This is a genomic window from Micromonospora sp. C51, from assembly GCF_018070435.1.
GTDB classification, from domain to species: Bacteria; Actinomycetota; Actinomycetes; order Mycobacteriales; family Micromonosporaceae; genus Micromonospora; species Micromonospora sediminimaris.
This window is the reverse complement of record NZ_JAGPXQ010000036.1, coordinates 43,173-63,013: the sequence shown is the minus strand read 5'-3', so window position 1 is coordinate 63,013 and position 19,841 is coordinate 43,173. Positions and strand designations below refer to the sequence as shown.

The window sequence follows — 19,841 nt, the reverse complement described above, 5'->3', positions numbered from 1 at the left end:
CCGCAGCGCTCCCCGCCCCCGCCCCGCCCCTCCCCGCCCCGTCTCGTTGATCAAGAAGTTTTGGTCCTCGAGGAGATCGACAATGACGCAAACTTCTTGATCAACGCCAAAGAGTGGCGAGGGGCGTGCGGGGTCAGGGGTGGGTGAGGGTTTTGGCGAGGAGTTCGGCGATCTGGGCGGTGTTGAGGGCGGCGCCCTTGCGGAGGTTGTCGCCGGTGACGAAGAAGTCCAGCGCCCTCGGGTCGTCGACGGCGCGGCGGATCCGACCCACCCAGGAGGGGTCGGTGCCCACCGCGTCGATCGGCATCGGGAACTCGCCGGCCGCCGGATCGTCGACCACGATCACGCCGGGCGCGTTACGCAGCACACCACGGGCCCCCTCGGCGTCGATCTCGGTGGCGAAGACGGCGTGCACCGCGACCGAGTGGCCGGTCACCACGGGTACCCGTACACAGGTGGCGGAGACCTTGAGGTCACGCAACCCGAGGATCTTGCGCGACTCGTTGCGCATCTTCATCTCCTCGGACGACCAGCCGTCATCGGCCAGCGAGCCCGCCCAGGGGACCACGTTGAGCGCCAGGGGTGCGGGGAACGGGCCGAGGTCGTCGCCGACCGCCTGCCGCACATCGCCGGTACGCGAGCCGAGCAGCCGATCGCCGGCCACCTTGGCCAACTGGTCGTGCAGCGCGTCCGCGCCGGCCTGACCGGCTCCGGAGACCGCCTGGTACGAGGCGAGCACCAGCTCCCGCAGGCCGTACTCGCGGTGCAGCGGGGCGACCGCGACGATCATCGCGAGAGTCGTGCAGTTGGCGTTGGCGACGATGCCCCGGGGCCGGTGGCGCAACTGCTCCGGATTGATCTCGGGCACCACCAGCGGAACGTCGGGATCCATCCGGAAGGCGCCCGAGTTGTCCACCACGATGGCACCGCGACTGACCGCGATCGGGGCCCAGTGCGCGGCGACCTCGTCCGGCACGTCGAACATCGCCACGTCGACGCCGTCGAGCGCCTCCTCGGTGAGGAGCTGAACGGTCAGTTCCTCGCCCCGGCAGCGGACCTTCCGACCGGCGGAGCGTTCGGAGGCCAGCAGCCGGATTTCGCCCCAGACGTTGCGCCGCCCGGTGAGCAGCTCACACATCACCGTGCCGACGGCCCCCGTCGCCCCGACCACGGCCAGGGTGGGCAGCCTGGCCACCCGGGCTACCGCCCCGTCCCCGCGTACACCACTGCTTCGGTGTCGCCGCCAAGGTCGAAAGCCTGGTGGATGGCGCGGACCGCCGCATCGAGGTCGGTGTCCCGACAGACCACCGAGACGCGGATCTCCGAAGTGGAGATCATCTCGATGTTCACCCCGGCCTGGCCCAGCGCGGCGAAGAAGCCGGCGGCCACCCCCGGATGCGACCGCATCCCGGCGCCGATCAGGGAGACCTTGCCGACGTGATCGTCGTAGAGCAGGCCCTTGAAGTTCAGGGTCTCCTGGATCTTGCTCAGGGCAGCCATCGCGGTCGGGCCGTCGGTCTTCGGCAGGGTGAAGGAGATGTCCGTACGACCGGTGCCCTCGGTGGAGACGTTCTGCACGATCATGTCGATATTGATCTCAGCGCCTGCGACGGTGTCGAAGATGCTCGCCGCGGCACCGGGCTCGTCGGGTACCCCGACGATAGTGATCTTGGCCTCGCTACGGTCGTGGGCGACCCCGGTGATCAGTGCCTGCTCCACAGAGAGCTCCTCCATCGATCCGGTGACCATGGTGCCGGTGTTTGTCGAGTATGACGAACGGACATGGATCGGCAGCCCGGCCCGCCGGGCGTACTCCACGCTACGCAGGTGCAGCACCTTGGCGCCGCAGGCGGCCAGCTCCAGCATCTCCTCGTAGGTGATCTGCCTGATGTGCCGGGCGTTGGGCACGATCCGCGGATCGGCGGTGAACACCCCGTCGACGTCGGTGTAGATCTCGCAGACGTCCGCGCGGAGCGCCGCGGCCAGCGCCACGGCAGTGGTGTCCGAACCGCCCCGCCCGAGGGTGGTGACGTCCTTGGTGTCCTGCGACACGCCCTGGAAACCGGCGACGATGACCACCGCGCCCTCGTCCAGTGCGCCCTTCAGGCGACCCGGGGTGACGTCGATGATCCGCGCCCGGCCGTGCACCGACGTGGTGATCACGCCGGCCTGGGAGCCGGTGAACGAGCGGGCTTCGTACCCCAGGTTGTGGATCGCCATGGCGAGCAGCGCCATGGAGATCCGTTCGCCGGCGGTGAGGAGCATGTCCAGCTCCCGGCCGGGCGGCAACGGGCTCACCTGGTTGGCCAGGTCGAGCAGTTCGTCGGTGGTGTCACCCATCGCGGAGACCACCACGACCACGTCGTCGCCGACCTTGCGGGCCGCGACGATACGCTCGGCCACCCGCTTGATCCGCTCGGCGTTGGCGACGGAGGACCCGCCGTACTTCTGCACCACGAGTGCCACGACGGTGCACTCCCTCCCGGTTGCCCTGAGCGTGCCGACGCCGCCGGCACCGGGGCCGGCGGCGCGGGTCGGACGACCTCAGGGTATCGGGCGTCTCTGACCGCCAGGTCAGGTGATCCCACGATCCGGCCCGCCGGGGCGACCGGAGTGGCCTGCGACACGCCGGAAAGGCCGGCCTTTCCGGGGCTGTGCCGAGCCCTGCCCAACGCTCAGAATGGCCGGGTGCCCGCCGCCCATCATCCGAACCGTCAGCTGACCGTCGCGCTCGCGCTTGCCGTGCCCGCACTTCTCGCCGCCTGCTCGTCCGACCCGCCCACCGACCCCGCACCGCCGCCGACCGCCGCGCCACGCCCGGCCGGTCCGGATGCGGCCCGGGACGAGTTGGCCGCCCTTGCCGCCGCCGCTCAGGACCGGCACCTGGTCGCCCGGTACACCTTGCGGGCGGACGGGACCGCCGACCGTCTGATCGTCTTCACCAGCGCGAACGACGGCAGTTGGCGGGTGGACGTGCCGGGCGGGGCGCTCGGCGGCACCGCCGACATCACGCTGGCGGCGACCGCGGACGGGTTGTTCCAGTGCGGGCTGCCATCCGCCGCCCGACCGGAGCCGGCGAGCTGCGTACGCCTCGGTGAGCGGGACGACACGCTGCCGCGCCGACTGGATCCCCGGGTGCAGCACCCGTTCACCGACTGGCTCGACGTGCTGACCGACCGGCGCGCCCCGCTGGCGGTGTCGCCGGCCATGGCACCCGCCGACGCGACCGGCAGCTGCTACTCGGTGGAGACCACCGCGGCATCGATCAACCCGCCGCTGGACGTCGGCATCTACTGTTTCGACGCCGACGGCACACCGACGGCGGTACGGGCGGCGTTCGGCACGCTGACCTTGGCCGCCCCACCCGAGCCGGCCCCCGGCACGGTGCAACTGCCCGGTCCGGTGGTCGAGGGTGAGCCGCTGGGCATGGCCGCGCCGGTGGATCCCACCCCGCCCGTCGGCCCGGATCCGACCGGTACGGACGAGCACGCGGGAACGCCCTGACGACCTATCCCGTTACGGGTGTCATTGCCCACATTCGTCCACCCCGACCAGCTTGATCAAAACGCCCATACGGGACACTCTTCCCATGACCGACCTCACTCCGCTGCTCGCCTTCCGCTGGAGCCCCCGCTCCTTCGATCCGGTCGCGGAGTTGACGCCAACCGAAGTGATGACCCTGCTGGAGGCGGCCCGGTGGGCGCCCTCGGTCGGCAACCTTCAACCGTGGCGGTTCGCCGTCGGGCACCGCGAGGACGAGACCTTCAAGCGGATCCTGGTCAACCTACCGGCGGACGAGCAGCGGTGGGCCGGGCGGGCCAGCGTCCTGCTGCTCGCCGCGCACCACGCCAGCGACAACCCGTTCGCGGCGTACGACCTGGGGCAGGCGGTGGCCCACCTGACCGTGCAGGCCACCGCGTTGGGCCTGCACGTACGCCAGGTGACCGAACTCGACCGGCCCGGTCTGGTCGCCGACCTCGAGCTACCCGCCGACGTGCGACCGTACGTGGTGACGGCGGTCGGACAACTCGGTGATCCGTTCAGCCTCCCGGCTGACCTGTTGCGCCACGAGACGTCACTACGCCATCGCCAACCATTGGCCGAACTGCTTCTGAGCTGCTCGAACGCTTCGAGCTGAAGGAACGAAGGCGAGTCTCGTCCCAAACTACGGACGAGCCTTCCCAGACCGACGTCCATCACGTAGTGTCACTCTGTCATGTGGCAGGCGCACCTTCTCCTTGGTCGCCGCGACGGGGCCTGACGGCCGGCACCTCGTCGCGGAGTCGAACCGCGCCGCCAGCATTTCCCGGATCTTCTCGGCCTCGCCGCCGACCTCCACCGCTGACGTCACATGACCACGGGAGAACTCCGCCATGGCTCACCCAGCCGGCACCACCGACATCGACTCCGATCCGTTCGCGCGGCAGCGCCCGAGCCGAATGCCGTACGCCCGTTACCAGCCGTACCGGCAACAGTTCCGGATCGACCTGCCCGACCGCAGCTGGCCGGCCCGACACGTCGAGGCCGCCCCGCGCTGGTGCGCGGTCGACCTGCGGGACGGCAACCAGGCGCTGATCGACCCGATGTCACCCGAGCGCAAGCGCCGGATGTTCCAGCTCCTGGTGCAGATGGGCTACAAGGAGATCGAGGTCGGCTTCCCGTCGGCCAGCCAGACCGACTACGACTTCGTCCGCCAGCTGATCGAGCAGGATCTGATCCCCGAGGATGTCACCATCCAGGTGCTCACCCAGTGCCGGGAGCACCTGATCGACCGCACCTTCGAATCGCTGCGCGGGGCCCGTCGGGCGATCGTGCACTTCTACAACTCGACCTCCACCCTGCAACGCCGGGTCGTGTTCGGGCTGGACCGGGACGGCATCACCGACATCGCGACCAGCGGCGCCCGCCTCTGCCAGAAGTACGCGGAGATCCACACCCCGGACACCGAGATCTTCTACGAGTACTCGCCGGAGTCCTACACCGGCACCGAGCTGGAGTACGCGCTGGAGGTCTGCGCCAAGGTCATCGAGGTGATCGACCCCACTCCGGACCGCAAGCTGATCATCAACCTGCCGGCCACCGTCGAGATGGCCACGCCGAACGTGTACGCCGACTCGATCGAGTGGATGCACCGACGCCTGCCCCGCCGCGACAGCCTGGTGCTCAGCCTGCACCCACACAACGACCGGGGCACCGGGGTGGCCGCCGCCGAACTGGGCCTGCTCGCCGGGGCGGACCGGATCGAGGGCTGCCTGTTCGGCAACGGTGAGCGCACCGGCAACGTCGACCTGGTCACGCTGGGCCTGAACCTGTTCTCCCAGGGCATCGACCCGATGATCGACTTCTCGGACATCGACGAGATCAAGCGGGCCGTCGAGTACTGCAACCAGCTGCCCGTGCACGAGCGCCACCCGTACGCCGGCGACCTGGTCTACACCGCCTTCTCCGGCTCCCACCAGGACGCCATCAACAAGGGGTTCACCGCGTTGGAGGCCGACGCGGCAGCGGCCGGGGTGCCGGTCGACGAGTTCACCTGGGCGGTGCCGTACCTGCCGATCGACCCGAAGGATCTGGGCCGCAGCTACGAAGCGGTGATCCGGGTCAACTCGCAGTCCGGCAAGGGCGGCGTCGCGTACATCATGAAGACCGAGCATCAGCTCGACCTGCCCCGCCGGCTCCAGATCGAGTTCTCCGGCGTGGTGCAGCAGGTGACCGACCACGACGGCGGTGAGGTCGACCCGGCCACCATGTGGCAGATCTTCGCCGGGCAGTACCTGCTCGACCACCAGCGCGACCCTGCGGTGGCGCTGTCCGAGTACACGATCGGCACCGCCGACGGAAAGGTCGAGATCGCCGCCGAGATCCACATCGGCGGACAGGATCGCTCGATCACGGCGATCGGAAACGGCCCGATCGACGCGTACGTCAATGCGCTGGGCTCGGCCGGGGTGAGCGTACGCGTGCTCGACTACCACGAGCACGCGCTCTCCTCCGGTGGGGACGCCCAGGCCGCCGCGTACGTCGAGTGCGAGGTGCAGGGGCACACGGTCTGGGGCGTCGGCATGGACGCCAACATCGTCACCGCCTCCATCAAGGCGGTCACCAGCGCCGTCAACCGCGCCCGAGGCTGAACCGGCAGGCAGGGCCCCGCACCGGCGCGGGGCCCTGCGTCATCTCGGCGTGGAGACCGGCAACGAGTGGCAGGGCTGGGCCGGTGGCGGGCGACGGGCCGGACGATGGACCAGCAGGGCGGCGATGAGAGCGCCGGCCACCAGCAGACCGGCGCACCAGAGCAACGCGCCACGGTAGGCCGAGGTGAGTTCCGCGGGCTGTTCGTACCCGGTGCCGGTGAGCCCGACCAGCAACGGCAGGGCCGCCACCGCGAGCAGCCCGCCGACCCGCGACGCGGCGTTGTTGAACCCGCTGGCCACCCCCGCGAAGCGGTCGTTGACGGCGGCCAGCACCGAGGCGGTCAGCGGCGCCACGACCAGGGTCAGCCCGACGCCGAAGATCGCCACCCCGGGCAGCACCTCCCGCCAGTACGATGCCCCCGGCTCGATCCCGCGCAGCATCAGCAGCCCGAGGGCGGCCAGCAGCGGCCCGACGGTCAGCGGCAACCGGGGTCCGATCCTCGTCGACAGCGCACCGGTGAGCGGCGAGCCGACCAGCAGCAGCAGGGTCATCGGCAGCAGCGCGAGGCCGGTGAGCAGGGCTGACCAGCCGACCACGTTCTGCAGGTAGACGGCGATGAAGAAGGTGAACCCGCCGAGGGCGGCGTAGACCAGCACGGTGAAGAAGTTCAGCACCGAGAACAGCCGGCTGCCGAACAGGCCGGTGGGCAGCATCGCGGTCTCCCCCCGGCGTCGCTCCAGGAACACGAACGCCACGGCGGCGACCACCCCGGCCAGGGCCGCCACCACCACCGCCGGCGAGTCCAGGCCCCGGTCGGGGGCGTCGACCAGGGCGTACGTGACCCCGGCCAGGGCGAGTGCGCCGAGCAGGGCACCGGCCACATCGAACTGGCGGGCGCCCCGCTTCCGGGACGCGTTCTCGTCCCGACTCTCGGGAACCCAGCGGAGTGTCGCCAGCACGACCAGCACCGCCAGCGGCACGTTCAGGAAGAAGATCCATCGCCAGGAGAGGGCGTCGATCAGCCAACCGCCGATGAACGGGCCGAGCGCGGTGGAGACACCGGAGAGTCCCGACCACGCTCCGATCGTCTTCGCCCGGTCGTCGGGATGGAAGCTGGCCTGAAGCAATGCCAGCGAGCCCGGGGTGAGCAGGGCACCCCCGGCGCCCTGAAGGAACCGCGCGGCCACCAGCCAGTCGGTGCGCAGGGCGAGCCCGCAGAGGATGGAGGCGGCGGTGAACCAGACCACGCCGAGCAGGAACACCCGCCGACGCCCGAAGCGATCGCCCAGCGCCCCACCGAGCAGGACGAACGCGGCGAGCGTCAACAGGTAGCCGTTGATGGTCCATTGCAGACCCGCCACCGACGCGTCGAGATCGGCGCCGAGGTGGGGCAGCGCCACGTTGACCACGGTGCTGTCCAGGAAGACCATGCCGGAGGCGAGCACGGCGGCGGCCAAGGTGCCCCGGCCGGCGCTGCTGCGCAGGCGGAGGGCGGACGAGGGTTCGGGCATGGTTACCAATCTGCCGTGCGCCATCCGTCAGACACCACGAAACGCCGAAACCCTAGCCGGGTACTGTGCGGGATCGCCGGAAGCCCGCAAGCTGGAGAGGTGTCGTCTGTGCGTACCAGATCAGGACCGCGCGTCCCGGGGGCGCTCGCGCTCATCGCGGCGCTGACCCTCGGCGCCGCCGGCTGCGTCCCGCTTGAGGAGGAGCCGGTCACGCCGCCGAGCGGTAGCGGCAACATCAATCAGATGCTCGCGGAGCTGACCGTCGCCGAGGCGGGTTCGATGCGCGGCTACAGCCGCAACCGCTTCCCGCACTGGCGCAAGACCGGCCAGAACTGCGACGTCCGCGACACCGTGCTGGAGCGCGACGGCAAATCCATCGAGCACTCCGGCTGCAACGTGGTCGGTGGGCGGTGGGAAAGCGTCTATGACGGCCGCACCTTCACCGACCCCTCCGACGTGGACGTCGACCACATGGTCCCGCTGGCCAACGCCTGGCGCTCCGGCGCCGACGAATGGGACGACTCGAAGCGCGGTGACTTCGCCAACGACCTCGACCGACCGCAGCTCTTCGCGGTTTCCGCATCCTCCAACCGGGCAAAGGGTGACCAGGACCCGTCCCAGTGGAAGCCATCAAACCGGTCATACTGGTGTCAATATGCCGGGGACTGGGTGGCGGTGAAGCACCACTGGCAGCTGACGGTGACCAGTGCCGAGCAGGCCGAACTGGCCGACATGTTGGAGGGCTGCACATGGGAGAGCAAGCCGTAACCGGCGCCGACGGGGCACCGGCGCCCGAGCGTACGCCGGACCCGGGCGGCGAGGACGCGGCGGCGGCCACCGGCAGCCCCGGCCCGGCCACGGCCGGCATGACCGCGGACGGTGCCGCCGCGGGACAGGTGGAGGTGCCGGGTGCCGGGATGACCGCCGACGCCGGCGGTGCCACCGGCCCGCAGAGCCGCACCGCCGACATCGTGCCGGGGCCGGGCGGCGTGATGACCGACGAGGTCGGCGTGGTGACCGGCGAGCTGACCCTGCGCACCGACTTCGCCGACGGCCGGGTCAGTCTGCACGTGCAGTACAAGGACGCCGACGAGTGGTACGCGGTCACCGGCGGCAGCGCGCCGCTGGCCGACGCTTCCGGGCTGGACGCGGTACACAGCATCGCCCTCGGCCTGCTGCACCGTCCCGAGGGCTGATCGCCCCGCGTCGTCGGCAGTATCCGGCAGGGGCCCCTTCCGGCAGCTCGGGCGTGGGGAAGGGACCCTTGCGCGGACGACCTACACGAAGGAGCCGGGCTCGGTGGGGGCGGAAACGACCGAGGGATCCTCACCCTCGCCCGCTGGCCGGGTGATCTCCACGCTGACCTTGTGCCGACGCAGTTCCCCGCTGGCGATCTGCTCGGCCCAGTGGCAGGCGACCCGGCTGCCGCCGATGTCCCGCAGTTCCGGCCGCTCGTCGGCGCAGCGGGTCGGCTGCGCCCACGGGCACCGGGTGTGGAAGCGGCAGCCCGACGGCGGGTTGGCCGGCGAGGGCAGATCACCGGCGATGAGGATGCGCTCCCGGCGGTCCTCCACGTCCGGGTCGGGCACCGGCACCGCCGACATCAGCGCCCGGGTGTACGGGTGCAGCGGTTCGGTGTAGAGCCGGTCGCTCGGCGCCTCCTCGACCAGCGCCCCCAGGTACATCACGCCGACGGTGTCGGAGATGTGCCGAACCACCGCCAGGTCGTGCGCGATCACCAGGTAGGTCAGACCGAGGTTGTCCTGAAGCTCGTCGAGGAGGTTGACCACCTGGGCCTGAATCGACACGTCGAGCGCGGAGACCGGCTCGTCCGCGACGATGAGTTCCGGCCCCAGCACCAGCGCCCGGGCGATACCGATGCGCTGCCGCTGGCCGCCGGAGAACTCGTGCGGGTAACGGGACAGCGACCAACGCGGCAGCCCGACCTGGTCCAACGTCTCAGCGATGATCTTGCGACGACTGTCCCGGTCACCACCGATACCGTGCGCCTGTAGCCCCTCGGTGAGGATGGACTCGACGTTCTGCCGGGGATCGAGGCTGGACATCGGGTCCTGGAAGATCATTTGCATCCGACGCCGCATCGTGCGCAGCTTGTTCGGTGCCAACGTGGTCAGCTCGACCCCGTCGAAGCTGACCTCGCCCGAGGTCGGCGGGGTGAGCTGGAGCAACGCCCGCCCGAGCGTGGACTTTCCGCAGCCCGACTCGCCGACCAGGCCGTACGTCTGGCCGCGCGTGATGCGCAGGTCAACGCCGTCGACCGCCTTGACGTGGCCGACCGTACGGTCGAACAGCACCCCCCGCTTGATCGGGAAGTGCACCTTCAGGTCCCGTACCTCGACGAGGGTGTCCTCTCCGGTCATGACGGCACTCCGCTTCGCTGCGTGCCGCCATGAGGCACCACCACACTGAGCCGATTGATTCGCTCGCTGCGCTCGCTCACGGCGTCTCCTCCTCGCTGGGGGCGGCGGCCAGGCCCGGCACGGCCGGCGGGTCGTCCGGCACCGCCTGCGCGGGCACCGAACCCGGCGCGGCCTGTCCCGGTTGCGCCTCCCGGACCTCCTCGCCGCGGGTCAGGCCCGGCACCGGGGCCGGGTTGACGCACCGGTAGCTGCGACCGTCGTGGGTCAACACCAGTTCCGGCGGCTCGCCGACGCAGGCGTCCACCCGTCGGTCGCAGCGCGGGGCGAAGGCGCAGCCGTCCGGCCAGGGCAGCAGGTCACGCACCGAGCCCGGAATCGGATTCAGCCGCTCACCGCGTCCCGCGTCCAGGCGCGGCACCGAGCCGAGCAACCCCACGGTGTACGGGTGCCGAGGCTGACGGAACAGCGGACGCCGCCGCGCGGTCTCCACCACCCGACCGCCATAGAGCACGTTGATGGTGTCGCACATGCCGGCCACCACGCCCAGATCGTGCGTGATCATCACCAGCGCGGTGCCGGAGTCCCGGACCAGATCCTTCAACAGTTCCAGGATCTGCGCCTGGATGGTGACGTCCAGCGCGGTCGTCGGCTCGTCGGCGATGAGCAGTCGGGGCTGACAGGCCACCGCCATGGCGATCAGGGCGCGCTGGCGCATCCCACCGGAGAGCTGGTGAGGGTACTCCTTCAGCCGCCGCTTCGGGTCGGGGATGCCGACCCGGTCCAGCAACTGTGCCGCCTCCTTCGCCGCCGCCTCCCCCCTCATCCCCCGGTGCCGGGTCAGCACCTCGGTCACCTGAAGCCCGATCGGCACGACCGGGTTCAGCGACGACAGCGGATCCTGGAAGATCATGGCGACGTCCCGACCCCGGATGTCCCGCCGCGACCGATCGTCGAGCTGAAGCAGGTCGGTGCCGTCGAAGACGGCCTTACCGGCCACCTGGAGGCCGGGCTGCTTGGGCAGCAGGCCCATGATCGCCAGTGAGGTGACCGACTTGCCGCAGCCGGACTCGCCGACCAGGCCGACCACCTCACCCGCCTCCACGGAGAAGGAGACTCCGTCGACGGCCCGTACGGTCCGCTGACCGCGCCGGGCGAAGGTGACGGACAGGTCTTCGACATCAAGCAGTGCCATACCGCACCGCCCTTTCGTTCACGGACCCGGAAGTCGCGTACGCACTGTTCATGCTAGGCACACCTACTTCCGCAGCTTCGGGTCGAGGGCTTCACGCATCGCCTCACCGAGCAGGGTGAACCCCAGCGCGGTGATGATGATGGCGACCGCCGGGTAGATGGCGAGGGCTGGCCGGATGCCGAGCCACTGCTGCGCGTCGGCAAGCATCACGCCCCACTCGGGGGTGGCCGAGTCGGGGTTGCCGAGTCCGAGGAAGGACAGCGCGGCGGCCTCGATGATCGCGGTGGCCAGCGTCAGGGTGGCCTGCACGATGACCGGAGCGAGCGAGTTCGGCAGCACGTGGGCCAGCGCGATCTTGGACTTGCGGACGCCGAGCGAGGTGGCGGCCAGCACGTAGTCGCTGTTGGACTGGGCGATCATCGAGCCACGCAGCAGCCGGGCGAAGACCGGCACCGAGACCATCCCGACCGCGATCATCACGGTGGTCAGGCTCGGCCCGAGCAGTGCGGCGATGCTCACCGCGAGCAGCAGGCTCGGCATGGCCAGCAGCATGTCGATGAAGCGCATCAGGACGGTGTCCACCCAGCGGCCCAACCGGCCACCGAGGCCGGCGGCGGCACCGGCGACGCCACCGATCAGCGCACCCACGGCAAGACCGATCAGGGTGGCGACCACGCCGACCAGCAGGGTCTGTCGGGCCCCGACGATCATCCGGCTGAAGACGTCCCGGCCCTGGTGGTCGTAGCCGAGCCAGTGCTCGGCCGAGTGACCGGGGATCATCCCCTGCCCCACCCGGACCACGCCCTCGCGGATGCCGATGGTGTCCTTCGGGCCGTACGGCACGAAGAACGGGCCGACGACCGCCACCAGCACGAAGATGGCCAGGATCACCGCGCCGACGATGGCCGCCGGGTTGCGCCGCAGCCGGCGGAAGGCGTCCTGCCAGAGGCTGACCCCTCGCTCCTCGTCGCGGGCGGCGAGTTCGGCGAGCCGGTCGATCTTCTCGCGCTTCTTCCCGCCGATGGTCGTCATCGGACCCTCACCCTCGGGTCGATCAGGCTGTAGGAGAGGTCCACCATCAGGTTCACCAACACGTACACCACCGCGATGATCATGATGAAGCCCATCAGCACCGGATAGTCGCGCTGATCGATCGAATCGGCGAGGAAGGCGCCGATCCCGCTGAACGCGAACACAGTCTCGGTGAGCACCGCGCCGGAGAGCAGACCACCGGTGAGCAGACCGATCGAGGTGGCGACCGGAAGCATGGCGTTTCGCAGCACGTGCCGGCGACGGACCACGTTCTCGGTCAGGCCCTTGGCCTCGGCGGTACGCACGAAGTCCTCGTTGAGCACCTCAAGCACGCTGGCCCGGGTGATCCGGACGATGATCGCCAGCGGAATGCTGGCCAGCGCCACCCCTGGCAGCACGAGATGCATGAGCGCGTCGGCGGCGGCGTCCCACTCCCGGGTCATCAGCCCGTCGAGCACGAAGAAGTTGGTGATCCGGGTGGCGTCGATGGTCGGGTCCTGCCGACCGCTGGAGGGGAACCAGCCCAGGTTCTCCGAGAAGATCGCCTTGAGGATGTACGCCAGGAAGAAGACCGGGATGCAGATGCCGATCAGCGACCCGCCCACGGAGGCGTGGTCGAGGAACCGGCCGCGCCGACGGGCGGCCAGGTAGCCCAGCGGGATGCCGATGCCGATCGCGATCACCATCGCGGTGATGGTCAGCTCGACGGTGCCAGGGAATCGTTGCAGGAACTCCGTCGTCACCTCGCGCTTCGTCGAGATGGACGTACCCAGGTCGAGGCGGATCATCCGGCGGACGAACCGTCCGTACTGGATCAGGATCGGCTCGTCGAGACCGAGATTGCGGCGGATCGCGGCGCGCATCTCGGGCGTGCCCCGCTCGCCGAGAATGGCGGTCTCGGGGCCTCCGGGCAGTCGCCGGAGCCAGATGAACAACAGGATGGAGAGCCCGAACAGCGTGGGTATCAGCTGAAGCAGGCGTCTGACGATGAACCGGAACACGGCGGCCTCAGAAGGGGGCAAGGGATCACGGGCGGGCGCTGTGGGTCACAGCGCCCGCCCGTGGTCGGTGCGTCAGATCAGGACTTGAACTCAGCGGTGGCGAACCGCTCGTCGGTGAGCGGGCTCGCCTTGACCCCGGTCACGTCCTTGCCGAACACGATGGCCGGCGGCGAGTGCGAGATCGGCACACCGGGCAGGAAGTTCATGATGTCGGCGTTCAGCTCCTTGTAGAGCGCCACCCGGGCCGCCTGGTCAGCAGTGGTGTCCGCCTGACGGAACTTGTCGAACAGGGCCTGGTTGTTGAAGCCCCACTCGTCCTTCTGCCGGTCGAAGAACGTACCGATGAAGTTGTAGCCGTCGCCGTAGTCGCCGGTCCACCCGAGGAAGTGCAGGTCGTGCTTGTCCCCGGAGGTGGTGGCGTTGAGGTAGTCCGGGCTCCACTTCAGCGGGATCGGCTCGATCTTGATGCCGGCCGCCTGGAGGTCCGCCGAGACCAGCTCGAACAGGTCCTTCGGGTTCGGCATGTAGGGCCGGGTGACCTCGGTCGGGTAGTGGAACCGCAGGGTCAGGTCCGATGCGCCGGCCTCGGCCAGCAGCGACTTGGCCTTCTCGACGTCGTACTCGTACTTGGTGACGTCGCCGTTCCAGCCCTCCACCGTGTCGGGGAAGAAGTTCACCGCGACCTGGGCGCCCGGGGGCAGCTTCGAGTCGACAAGCGCCTGACGGTTGATGGCGTGGGCGAGCGCCTGCCGGACCTTCAGGTCGGCCAGCTTCGGGTTCCCCTTCTGGTTGATGCCCAGGTAGAGGATGTTGAAGGCGGGCCGGGTCAGGACGTTGAAGCCCTCGTTCTTGAGCGGCTCGACGTCGGCCGGGCCGACCAGGTCGTAACCCTGGATGCCGCCGGAGCTCAACTCCTGCTTACGGGCGTTCTCGTCCGAGATGGTCTTGAAGATCAGGCTCTTCAGCTTGGCCTTGTCGCCCCAGTAGTCCTCGTTCCGCTCCAGGGTCAGCGTCTTGTTCGCGATGTCCCAGGTCTTGAACTTGAACGGGCCGGTACCGGTCGGGTGCTCGGTCGCGTACACGGGGTACTTGATGTCGTCCGCACTACCGCCTACGTTGCTGGCGTCGTACTCCTGGAGCGCCTTCGGGCTGTGCATGGAGAAGGACGGCAGCATCAGGGCGGCCGGGATCTTGCTGGAAACCCGGCTGAAGGTCAGCGCGACCGTGGTGGGGTCGGTGGCAGAGCAGGACTTGAAGAGGCTCTCACCGAGGGTGTCGTCCTCGTTGGCGGCGAAGCCACCCATGACGTCCTGCCAGTAGGCGGTCACGTCCGGGCTCTGCATCAGGCCCTTGGCGTTGTACCAACGGTCGAAGTTGGCGCAGACGGCCTCGGCGTTGAAGTCGGTGCCGTCGTGGAACTTCACGCCGGACCGCAGCTTGAACGTCCAGGTCGTACCGGCGGCGTCCGGCTCCCACGACTCGGCGAGGCCGGGGCTGACCGTCGTGCCGCCCTCTTCCGGGCGAACCAGCGTCTCGAACACCTGGCGGGCCACGCGCAGCGACTCACCGTCACTGGCGAAGCTCGGGTCGAGCACCTTCGGGTCAGAAGCGACGCCGAAGACGAGCGTCTCGTTCTTACTACCGCCGGAACCTTCGCGGTCGCTCTCGGCACAGCCTGCAACCGCGAGGGCCGCGGCCGCCACGGCCGCGATAGCGACCTTCGGCCTGGATGCACGCATGGTGCTTCACCTCGTCCTTGGGGGTACGGACAACGTGGTGACAGGGTCACCGATGGCCGTGACCTTAGCTCCCGTTCGGACCGGCGGGAAACGGCGCTGGAAGCTCTTGGTACCGGATCGTGTCCTTAGTGCCTGGCCCCGGTCACGCGGACCAGCAGGCGCACGGACAAAAGCGCTCAATAGCCCCAAACAATCGATATCATTCTGTTACATCGATTGGGCAGAACATCAGCAGTGTGTCATACCGTCGACCCGGCACCTCTTACGGCGTCGGCGGGGCTGGGCACGAGGGCAGACGTACCAGATCGAAGCCGGCATCCGGGGTGCCCAGCCCCCGGAAATCAAGTCGATGGCACAGCTGCAACAGTCCGTCCGGCCAGGGACCGTAGGCCTCGGTCGACTGGACGACCAGCGACAGTGCCGGCTCTCGGCGGATCTCCCAGATCTCCACCTGCCGCTCGGCGGCCAGGTCGCGCAACCGGTCGTCGGACGTCCCTGCCCCGGCGGCGACCGCCGCCTCGGCGTAGTCGCCAGCCCGTCGGTCGAGTTCCGCCGCAGCCGCCGTCTCGCCGCGGTCGCTCGCCTCGCGGAACTGGCGCATCTTTCCCGCGACACACCACCAACCGGCCAGCACGGCAAGCACCAACAGAGCAGCCAGCACCGAGGGTGCCCAAGGCCGCTCGTCCCGTTCCTGCCGCACCTCGACCTCCCTCGCGCCGCAGGCAACCGGTGGGGCCGGCCACTACCAGCACGTCACCGCCGACGGGCAACCCCCACGGGCCGCCGCTCGGCGGATCCGTCACACGGCGCGGCGGCCCTCGAACGCCCGGCCCAGGGTGATCTCGTCGGCGTACTCCAGGTCGCCGCCGACCGGTAGCCCGCTGGCCAGCCGGGTCACCGCGATCCCCATCGGCTTCACCATCAGCGCGAGGTAGGTCGCAGTCGCCTCGCCCTCGGTGTTCGGGTCGGTGGCCAGGATCAGCTCACGAATCGCGCCGCCGCCGAGACGGGTCATCAACTCGCGGATGCGCAGATTGTCCGGCCCGATGCCCTCCAGCGGATTGATCGCCCCGCCGAGCACGTGGTACCGGCCGCGGAACTCACCGGTCCGCTCGATCGCCACCACGTCCTTCGGCTCCTCGACCACGCAGATCACCTCGTCGGTGCGGCGCGGGTCGCGGCAGATCCGGCACTGGTCGGACTCGGCGACGTTGTAGCAGCTGGTGCAGAACCGCACCAGCTCCTTGACCTTGCGCAGCGCGCCGGCCAGCCGGTTGATGTCGGCCGGGTCGGCGGACAGCACGTGAAAGGCGATCCGCTGGGCACTCTTGGGGCCCACGCCCGGCAGTCGGCCCAGCTCGTCGATCAGATCCTGGATGGCGCCCTCGTACATCTGTGGGCTCAGAACCCGGGCAGGCCGAGGCCGCCCATCCCGCCCGCGACCGGGCCCATCTTCTGCTCGGTCAGCTCGCGAGCCGCCTCGGTGGCGTTGTGGAGCGCGGCGACGACGAGATCCTCCAGGGTCTCCACGTCGTCCGGGTCGACAGCCTTCGGGTCGATCTTGATGCTCTTGACCTCGCCGGAACCGGTGACGACAGCGGTGACCAGGCCGCCGCCGGCGGTGCCGGTCACCTCGGCCTCGGCCAGCTCCGCCTGTGCCTTGGCGATCTGCTGCTGCATCTTCTGCGCCTGCTTCAGCATCTGCTGCATGTTCGGCTGTCCACCAGGCCGCACGATGACTCCCTCGACTCGCCTTTGCTGCCGCCGCCCACCCTAACGCCACCCACCGACCTACCCCGCGCGCCGCACCCCGGTCACGGTGCCGGCCGCGAACTCAGTCGTTGATCTTCTCGACGCTGCCGAAAGTCTCCCGGAGCAGGCGTACGGCCTGTTCCTCGCTCGACTCGCGGGCGGTCTTCTCGTCGATGATCTCGTCGAGTGGCTCGTCACCCGGGTCAAAGCCCTCGTAGGCAGGGGTGGCGGCCGGTTGAGCACCGCCGGGACGTCCCGCGCCACCGCGCAACGGGCCGTCGAAATCCGGGTCGTACGGCGGCTCGCCGGCGAACTCCGCGTCCGCGGTCTGCCGGGCCCCCTTGGCGGTACGCGTACCCCGCCCGGCCGCTGCCGCCCGAGCCGCCGCGATCGCGCTGCTGACCGGGGCACCACCGGAGCTGCCATTGCCGTTGGGCGCTCCCGCCTGGCGCGGTGCGGCAACCGACCCGTGGCCGCCCGACCCACCGTTCGCCCGAGCCCCACCCGACCTGGCGGCTGTCGCCGCTCCAGCCGATCCGACGGTCGCCCGCGCGGTACCCGGCACCCCACTCACGCCGGTCCGGTCCGAACCGAAGGATGTCCGCGCCCCGTCCTGCCCACCGGCCGTTCCGGTGGCGTGCGTACCCGCGCCGTCCGCACCGGCGACCGGTGAGCCGTCACCCGCGCCACGGCTCGACGGGGCACCCGGCGCTACCGGGTCCGCCGAGGCGTGCGGGGCAGCTGCCCGAGGGTCGCCCGACGAGTCCGCCGCCGCATCGACCGACCCACCGCCGGGACGGGCCGCCTCCGGCCAGTCGTCGTCGGCAGCGGACGCGGCACTACCACCTGGGCGGGCCGGCTCGGGCCAGTCGTCGTCGCTGTCCTCAGCCGTGGTGGTGGCCGGGTCACCCGACCGATGAGCGCCGGAGGCACCGCCGGAGCGGCCTCGATCGGCCCGCCCTGCGGGCACCTGCGGACTGGCGACGACCGGAGCGGGAGCCGGGCCGGGAGCGGACGGGCTGCGATGTGGGCCAGGCGATGCCCCGCCCCGTTCGCCGGCCACCTCGCAGCGGATCTGCCAGCGTCCGCCCAACTCCTCGTAGAGCGCGTCGGTGAGCACCTGCGCGTGGTCGGACATCATCCGGGCCAACACCGCCGACTTCACGGTCAGCACGAGGGTGTCCCCGTCGAGGTCACGGACGACCGCGTCGCGCATCAGCGCGGCGATCCGCTTGTTGCTCCGGTTGACCTTGCCGACCACCTCCGGCCAGACCCGGCGCACCGCGACCGCGTCCAGTACGCCGGGGCTCACCGCGCCGGGGCGGGGCGGCTCCGGGGTCGCCGGATCGGGCATGACGGCCGACTGTGGCACGGGTCGCCGGGGCGTGGCGACACCGTCGACCGCATCGCTCTGGGTGCCATCCGGTCCCCCCGAACTGCCGCCACCGGGTCCACCGGCCGGACCAGTGCCGGCCCCGTTCCCGGCGGCACCCTGACCCGCGTCGGCCCGACCACCCGCTGTGGTACCGCCCGTCCCCGGGCCAGCGGTCGAGGTCGCTCCAGCACGACCGGCGTTCTCGGCACCGCCGTCAGGACCACCGCTCGGGATCGCGCCGCCACGACCGGCGTGCCGGGTCGTGCCGTCGGGATCGGCGGACGACACCCCGTCATGACCGGCGGCCTGAGTCGCGCTGTCCGGGCCAGCCGACGACCTGTCGCCACGAGCGGAGTACGAACGGCCGCTGCCGCGCTCCGCCGACGAGGATGCGCTGTCGCGGCCGATCGACGAGGTGGCGGTAGCCGGCGCGGCAGCGCCGGTCCCGGCCCGGTTCGCGGCGGCAGCCGCGGGCGCGGCGGGAGGCTGGGTGCGTACCGCCGGGGGGTTGGTGGCGGGCGCGGAGCCGGCGGTGGCCGGCGGCGCGTCGGTGCCGGCGAGGGTGAGCCGGCGTTCCATGCGTTCGAGGCGCTGGAGCAGGCCGCCGGTGCCGTCGTCGACGCCGGGCAGCAGCATCCGGGCGCAGATCAACTCCAGCAGCAGCCGGGGCGCGGTGGTGCCACGCATCTCGACCAGGCCGTCGTGCACGATGTCGGCGCAGCGGGACAGGGTGCCCGGGCCGAGCTGCTGGGTCTGGGCGGCCATCCGCTCGATCTGGTCGTCCGGCCCGTCGATGAGCCCCTTGGTCACCGCGTCGGGCACCTGCTGGAGCACGATCAGGTCGCGGAGCCGTTCCAGCAGGTCGGCGGCGAACCGGCGGGGGTCGTGCCCGGCCTCGGCGACCCGGTCGACGGTGGCGTACGCGGCGGCGCCGTCCCCGGCGGCGAGGGCGTCGCACATCTCGTCGATAAGCGCCGCGTCGGTCACCCCGAGCAGCGCGGCGGCCCGGGCGTAGCTCACCCCGTCGGGCCCGGCACCGGCGATGAGCTGGTCGAGTACGGAGAGGCTGTCCCGGGCGCTGCCGCCACCGGCGCGCACCACGAGCGGGAACACCGCCGGCTCGACCTGCACCCCCTCGGCCTGGGTCAGCTGCTCAAGGTACGGCCGCAGCACCTTCGGCGGGATCAGTCGGAACGGGTAGTGGTGGGTCCGCGACTTGATGGTGCCGAGGACCTTCTCCGGCTCCGTGGTGGCGAAGATGAACTTGACGTACTCCGGGGGTTCCTCGACCAGCTTGAGCAGGGCGTTGAAGCCGGCCGACGAGACCATGTGCGCCTCGTCGATGACATAGATCTTGAAGCGGCTGTTGGCCGGCGCGAAGAACGCCTTCTCCCGCAGCTCACGGGCGTCGTCCACGCCACCGTGGCTGGCCGCGTCGATCTCGATGACGTCGATCGAGCCGGCCCCGTCACCGGCCAGTGACCGACAGGAGTCGCAGGTGCCGCAGGGCTCCGGGGTGGGCCCGTGCTCGCAGTTGAGCGAGCGGGCCAGGATCCGGGCGCTTGAGGTCTTGCCGCAGCCGCGTGGGCCGGAGAAGAGGTACGCGTGGTTGAGCCGCCCGCTGCGCAGCGCCTGCGACAACGGCTCGGTGACGTGCTCCTGCCCGATGACCTCGGCGAAGGTACGCGGCCGGTACTTGCGGTAGAGCGCCAGTGCCACGGCGTCC

Annotated in this window: 17 protein-coding genes; 5 read left to right on the top strand and 12 right to left on the bottom strand. The window is 70.4% G+C overall.

From position 1 onward, the window contains the following. Positions 1–133: 133 nt before the first annotated feature. Positions 134–1,195, bottom strand: a complete 1,062-nt coding sequence (locus KBX50_RS26060) for an aspartate-semialdehyde dehydrogenase (RefSeq protein ID WP_210940315.1) — start codon at positions 1,193–1,195, stop codon at positions 134–136. A gap of 5 nt (positions 1,196–1,200) precedes the next feature. Beyond that, positions 1,201–2,466 (bottom strand): aspartate kinase, encoded by a 1,266-nt coding sequence (locus KBX50_RS26055; protein ID WP_093410002.1) that lies wholly within the window; start codon positions 2,464–2,466, stop codon positions 1,201–1,203. A gap of 222 nt (positions 2,467–2,688) precedes the next feature. On the opposite strand from KBX50_RS26055, the gene KBX50_RS26050 reads away from it, so the two are divergent. The 3 genes from KBX50_RS26050 to leuA all read left to right on the top strand — a co-directional run bounded on the left by KBX50_RS26050 (position 2,689) and on the right by leuA (position 6,131). After that, positions 2,689–3,504: a hypothetical protein gene (locus KBX50_RS26050; protein ID WP_307871072.1), complete on the top strand. Its 816-nt coding sequence runs from the start codon at positions 2,689–2,691 to the stop codon at positions 3,502–3,504. Between the two features lie 85 nt (positions 3,505–3,589). Next, positions 3,590–4,138: a nitroreductase family protein gene (locus tag KBX50_RS26045; protein WP_210940314.1), complete on the top strand. Its 549-nt coding sequence runs from the start codon at positions 3,590–3,592 to the stop codon at positions 4,136–4,138. 235 nt (positions 4,139–4,373) lie between these two features. Further along, a complete protein-coding gene (gene leuA / locus KBX50_RS26040) occupies positions 4,374–6,131 on the top strand; it encodes a 2-isopropylmalate synthase (RefSeq protein ID WP_210940313.1) in 1,758 nt (585 codons plus the stop codon). 39 nt (positions 6,132–6,170) lie between these two features. Here the strand turns inward: leuA and KBX50_RS26035 are convergent, their stop codons facing one another. Continuing rightward, on the bottom strand, positions 6,171–7,643 hold the full coding sequence (locus KBX50_RS26035; RefSeq protein WP_210940312.1) for an MFS transporter: 1,473 nt from the start codon (positions 7,641–7,643) through the stop codon (positions 6,171–6,173). Between the two features lie 108 nt (positions 7,644–7,751). On the opposite strand from KBX50_RS26035, the gene KBX50_RS26030 reads away from it, so the two are divergent. Both KBX50_RS26030 and KBX50_RS26025 read left to right on the top strand, forming a co-directional pair. After that, on the top strand, positions 7,752–8,411 hold the full coding sequence (locus KBX50_RS26030; RefSeq protein WP_210940311.1) for an HNH endonuclease family protein: 660 nt from the start codon (positions 7,752–7,754) through the stop codon (positions 8,409–8,411). Continuing rightward, positions 8,393–8,839 (top strand): hypothetical protein, encoded by a 447-nt coding sequence (locus KBX50_RS26025; RefSeq protein WP_210940310.1) that lies wholly within the window; start codon positions 8,393–8,395, stop codon positions 8,837–8,839. Before KBX50_RS26030 ends, KBX50_RS26025 begins: the two co-directional genes overlap by 19 nt. 81 nt (positions 8,840–8,920) lie before the next feature. Here KBX50_RS26025 and KBX50_RS26020 read toward each other — a convergent pair whose 3' ends face one another. The 9 genes from KBX50_RS26020 to KBX50_RS25980 form a co-directional block, all read right to left on the bottom strand. After that, positions 8,921–10,024: an ABC transporter ATP-binding protein gene (locus KBX50_RS26020; RefSeq protein ID WP_210940309.1), complete on the bottom strand. Its 1,104-nt coding sequence runs from the start codon at positions 10,022–10,024 to the stop codon at positions 8,921–8,923. Positions 10,025–10,100: 76 nt separating this feature from the next. Beyond that, the gene (locus KBX50_RS26015) at positions 10,101–11,216 is read right to left on the bottom strand and encodes an ABC transporter ATP-binding protein (protein ID WP_210940308.1); all 1,116 of its coding nucleotides are present in this window, start codon (positions 11,214–11,216) and stop codon (positions 10,101–10,103) included. 63 nt (positions 11,217–11,279) lie between these two features. Then, positions 11,280–12,248, bottom strand: a complete 969-nt coding sequence (locus KBX50_RS26010) for an ABC transporter permease (RefSeq protein WP_210940307.1) — start codon at positions 12,246–12,248, stop codon at positions 11,280–11,282. Next, complete coding sequence (locus KBX50_RS26005) at positions 12,245–13,249, bottom strand: ABC transporter permease (RefSeq protein WP_210940306.1); 1,005 nt, start codon at positions 13,247–13,249, stop codon at positions 12,245–12,247. The genes KBX50_RS26010 and KBX50_RS26005 overlap by 4 nt, the downstream gene beginning before the upstream one ends. Positions 13,250–13,326: 77 nt before the next feature. After that, positions 13,327–14,988, bottom strand: coding sequence for an ABC transporter substrate-binding protein (locus KBX50_RS26000; RefSeq protein WP_210940305.1), 1,662 nt, complete (start codon positions 14,986–14,988; stop codon positions 13,327–13,329). Between the two features lie 262 nt (positions 14,989–15,250). Further along, a complete protein-coding gene (locus KBX50_RS25995; RefSeq protein WP_210940304.1) occupies positions 15,251–15,688 on the bottom strand; it encodes a hypothetical protein in 438 nt (145 codons plus the stop codon). Between the two features lie 99 nt (positions 15,689–15,787). After that, on the bottom strand, positions 15,788–16,381 hold the full coding sequence (gene recR, locus KBX50_RS25990) for a recombination mediator RecR (protein WP_093410030.1): 594 nt from the start codon (positions 16,379–16,381) through the stop codon (positions 15,788–15,790). Between the two features lie 8 nt (positions 16,382–16,389). After that, on the bottom strand, positions 16,390–16,698 hold the full coding sequence (locus KBX50_RS25985; RefSeq protein WP_247674451.1) for a YbaB/EbfC family nucleoid-associated protein: 309 nt from the start codon (positions 16,696–16,698) through the stop codon (positions 16,390–16,392). 124 nt (positions 16,699–16,822) lie between these two features. Then, positions 16,823–19,834, bottom strand: a complete 3,012-nt coding sequence (locus tag KBX50_RS25980; RefSeq protein WP_210940303.1) for a DNA polymerase III subunit gamma and tau — start codon at positions 19,832–19,834, stop codon at positions 16,823–16,825. Positions 19,835–19,841 lie beyond the last annotated feature (7 nt).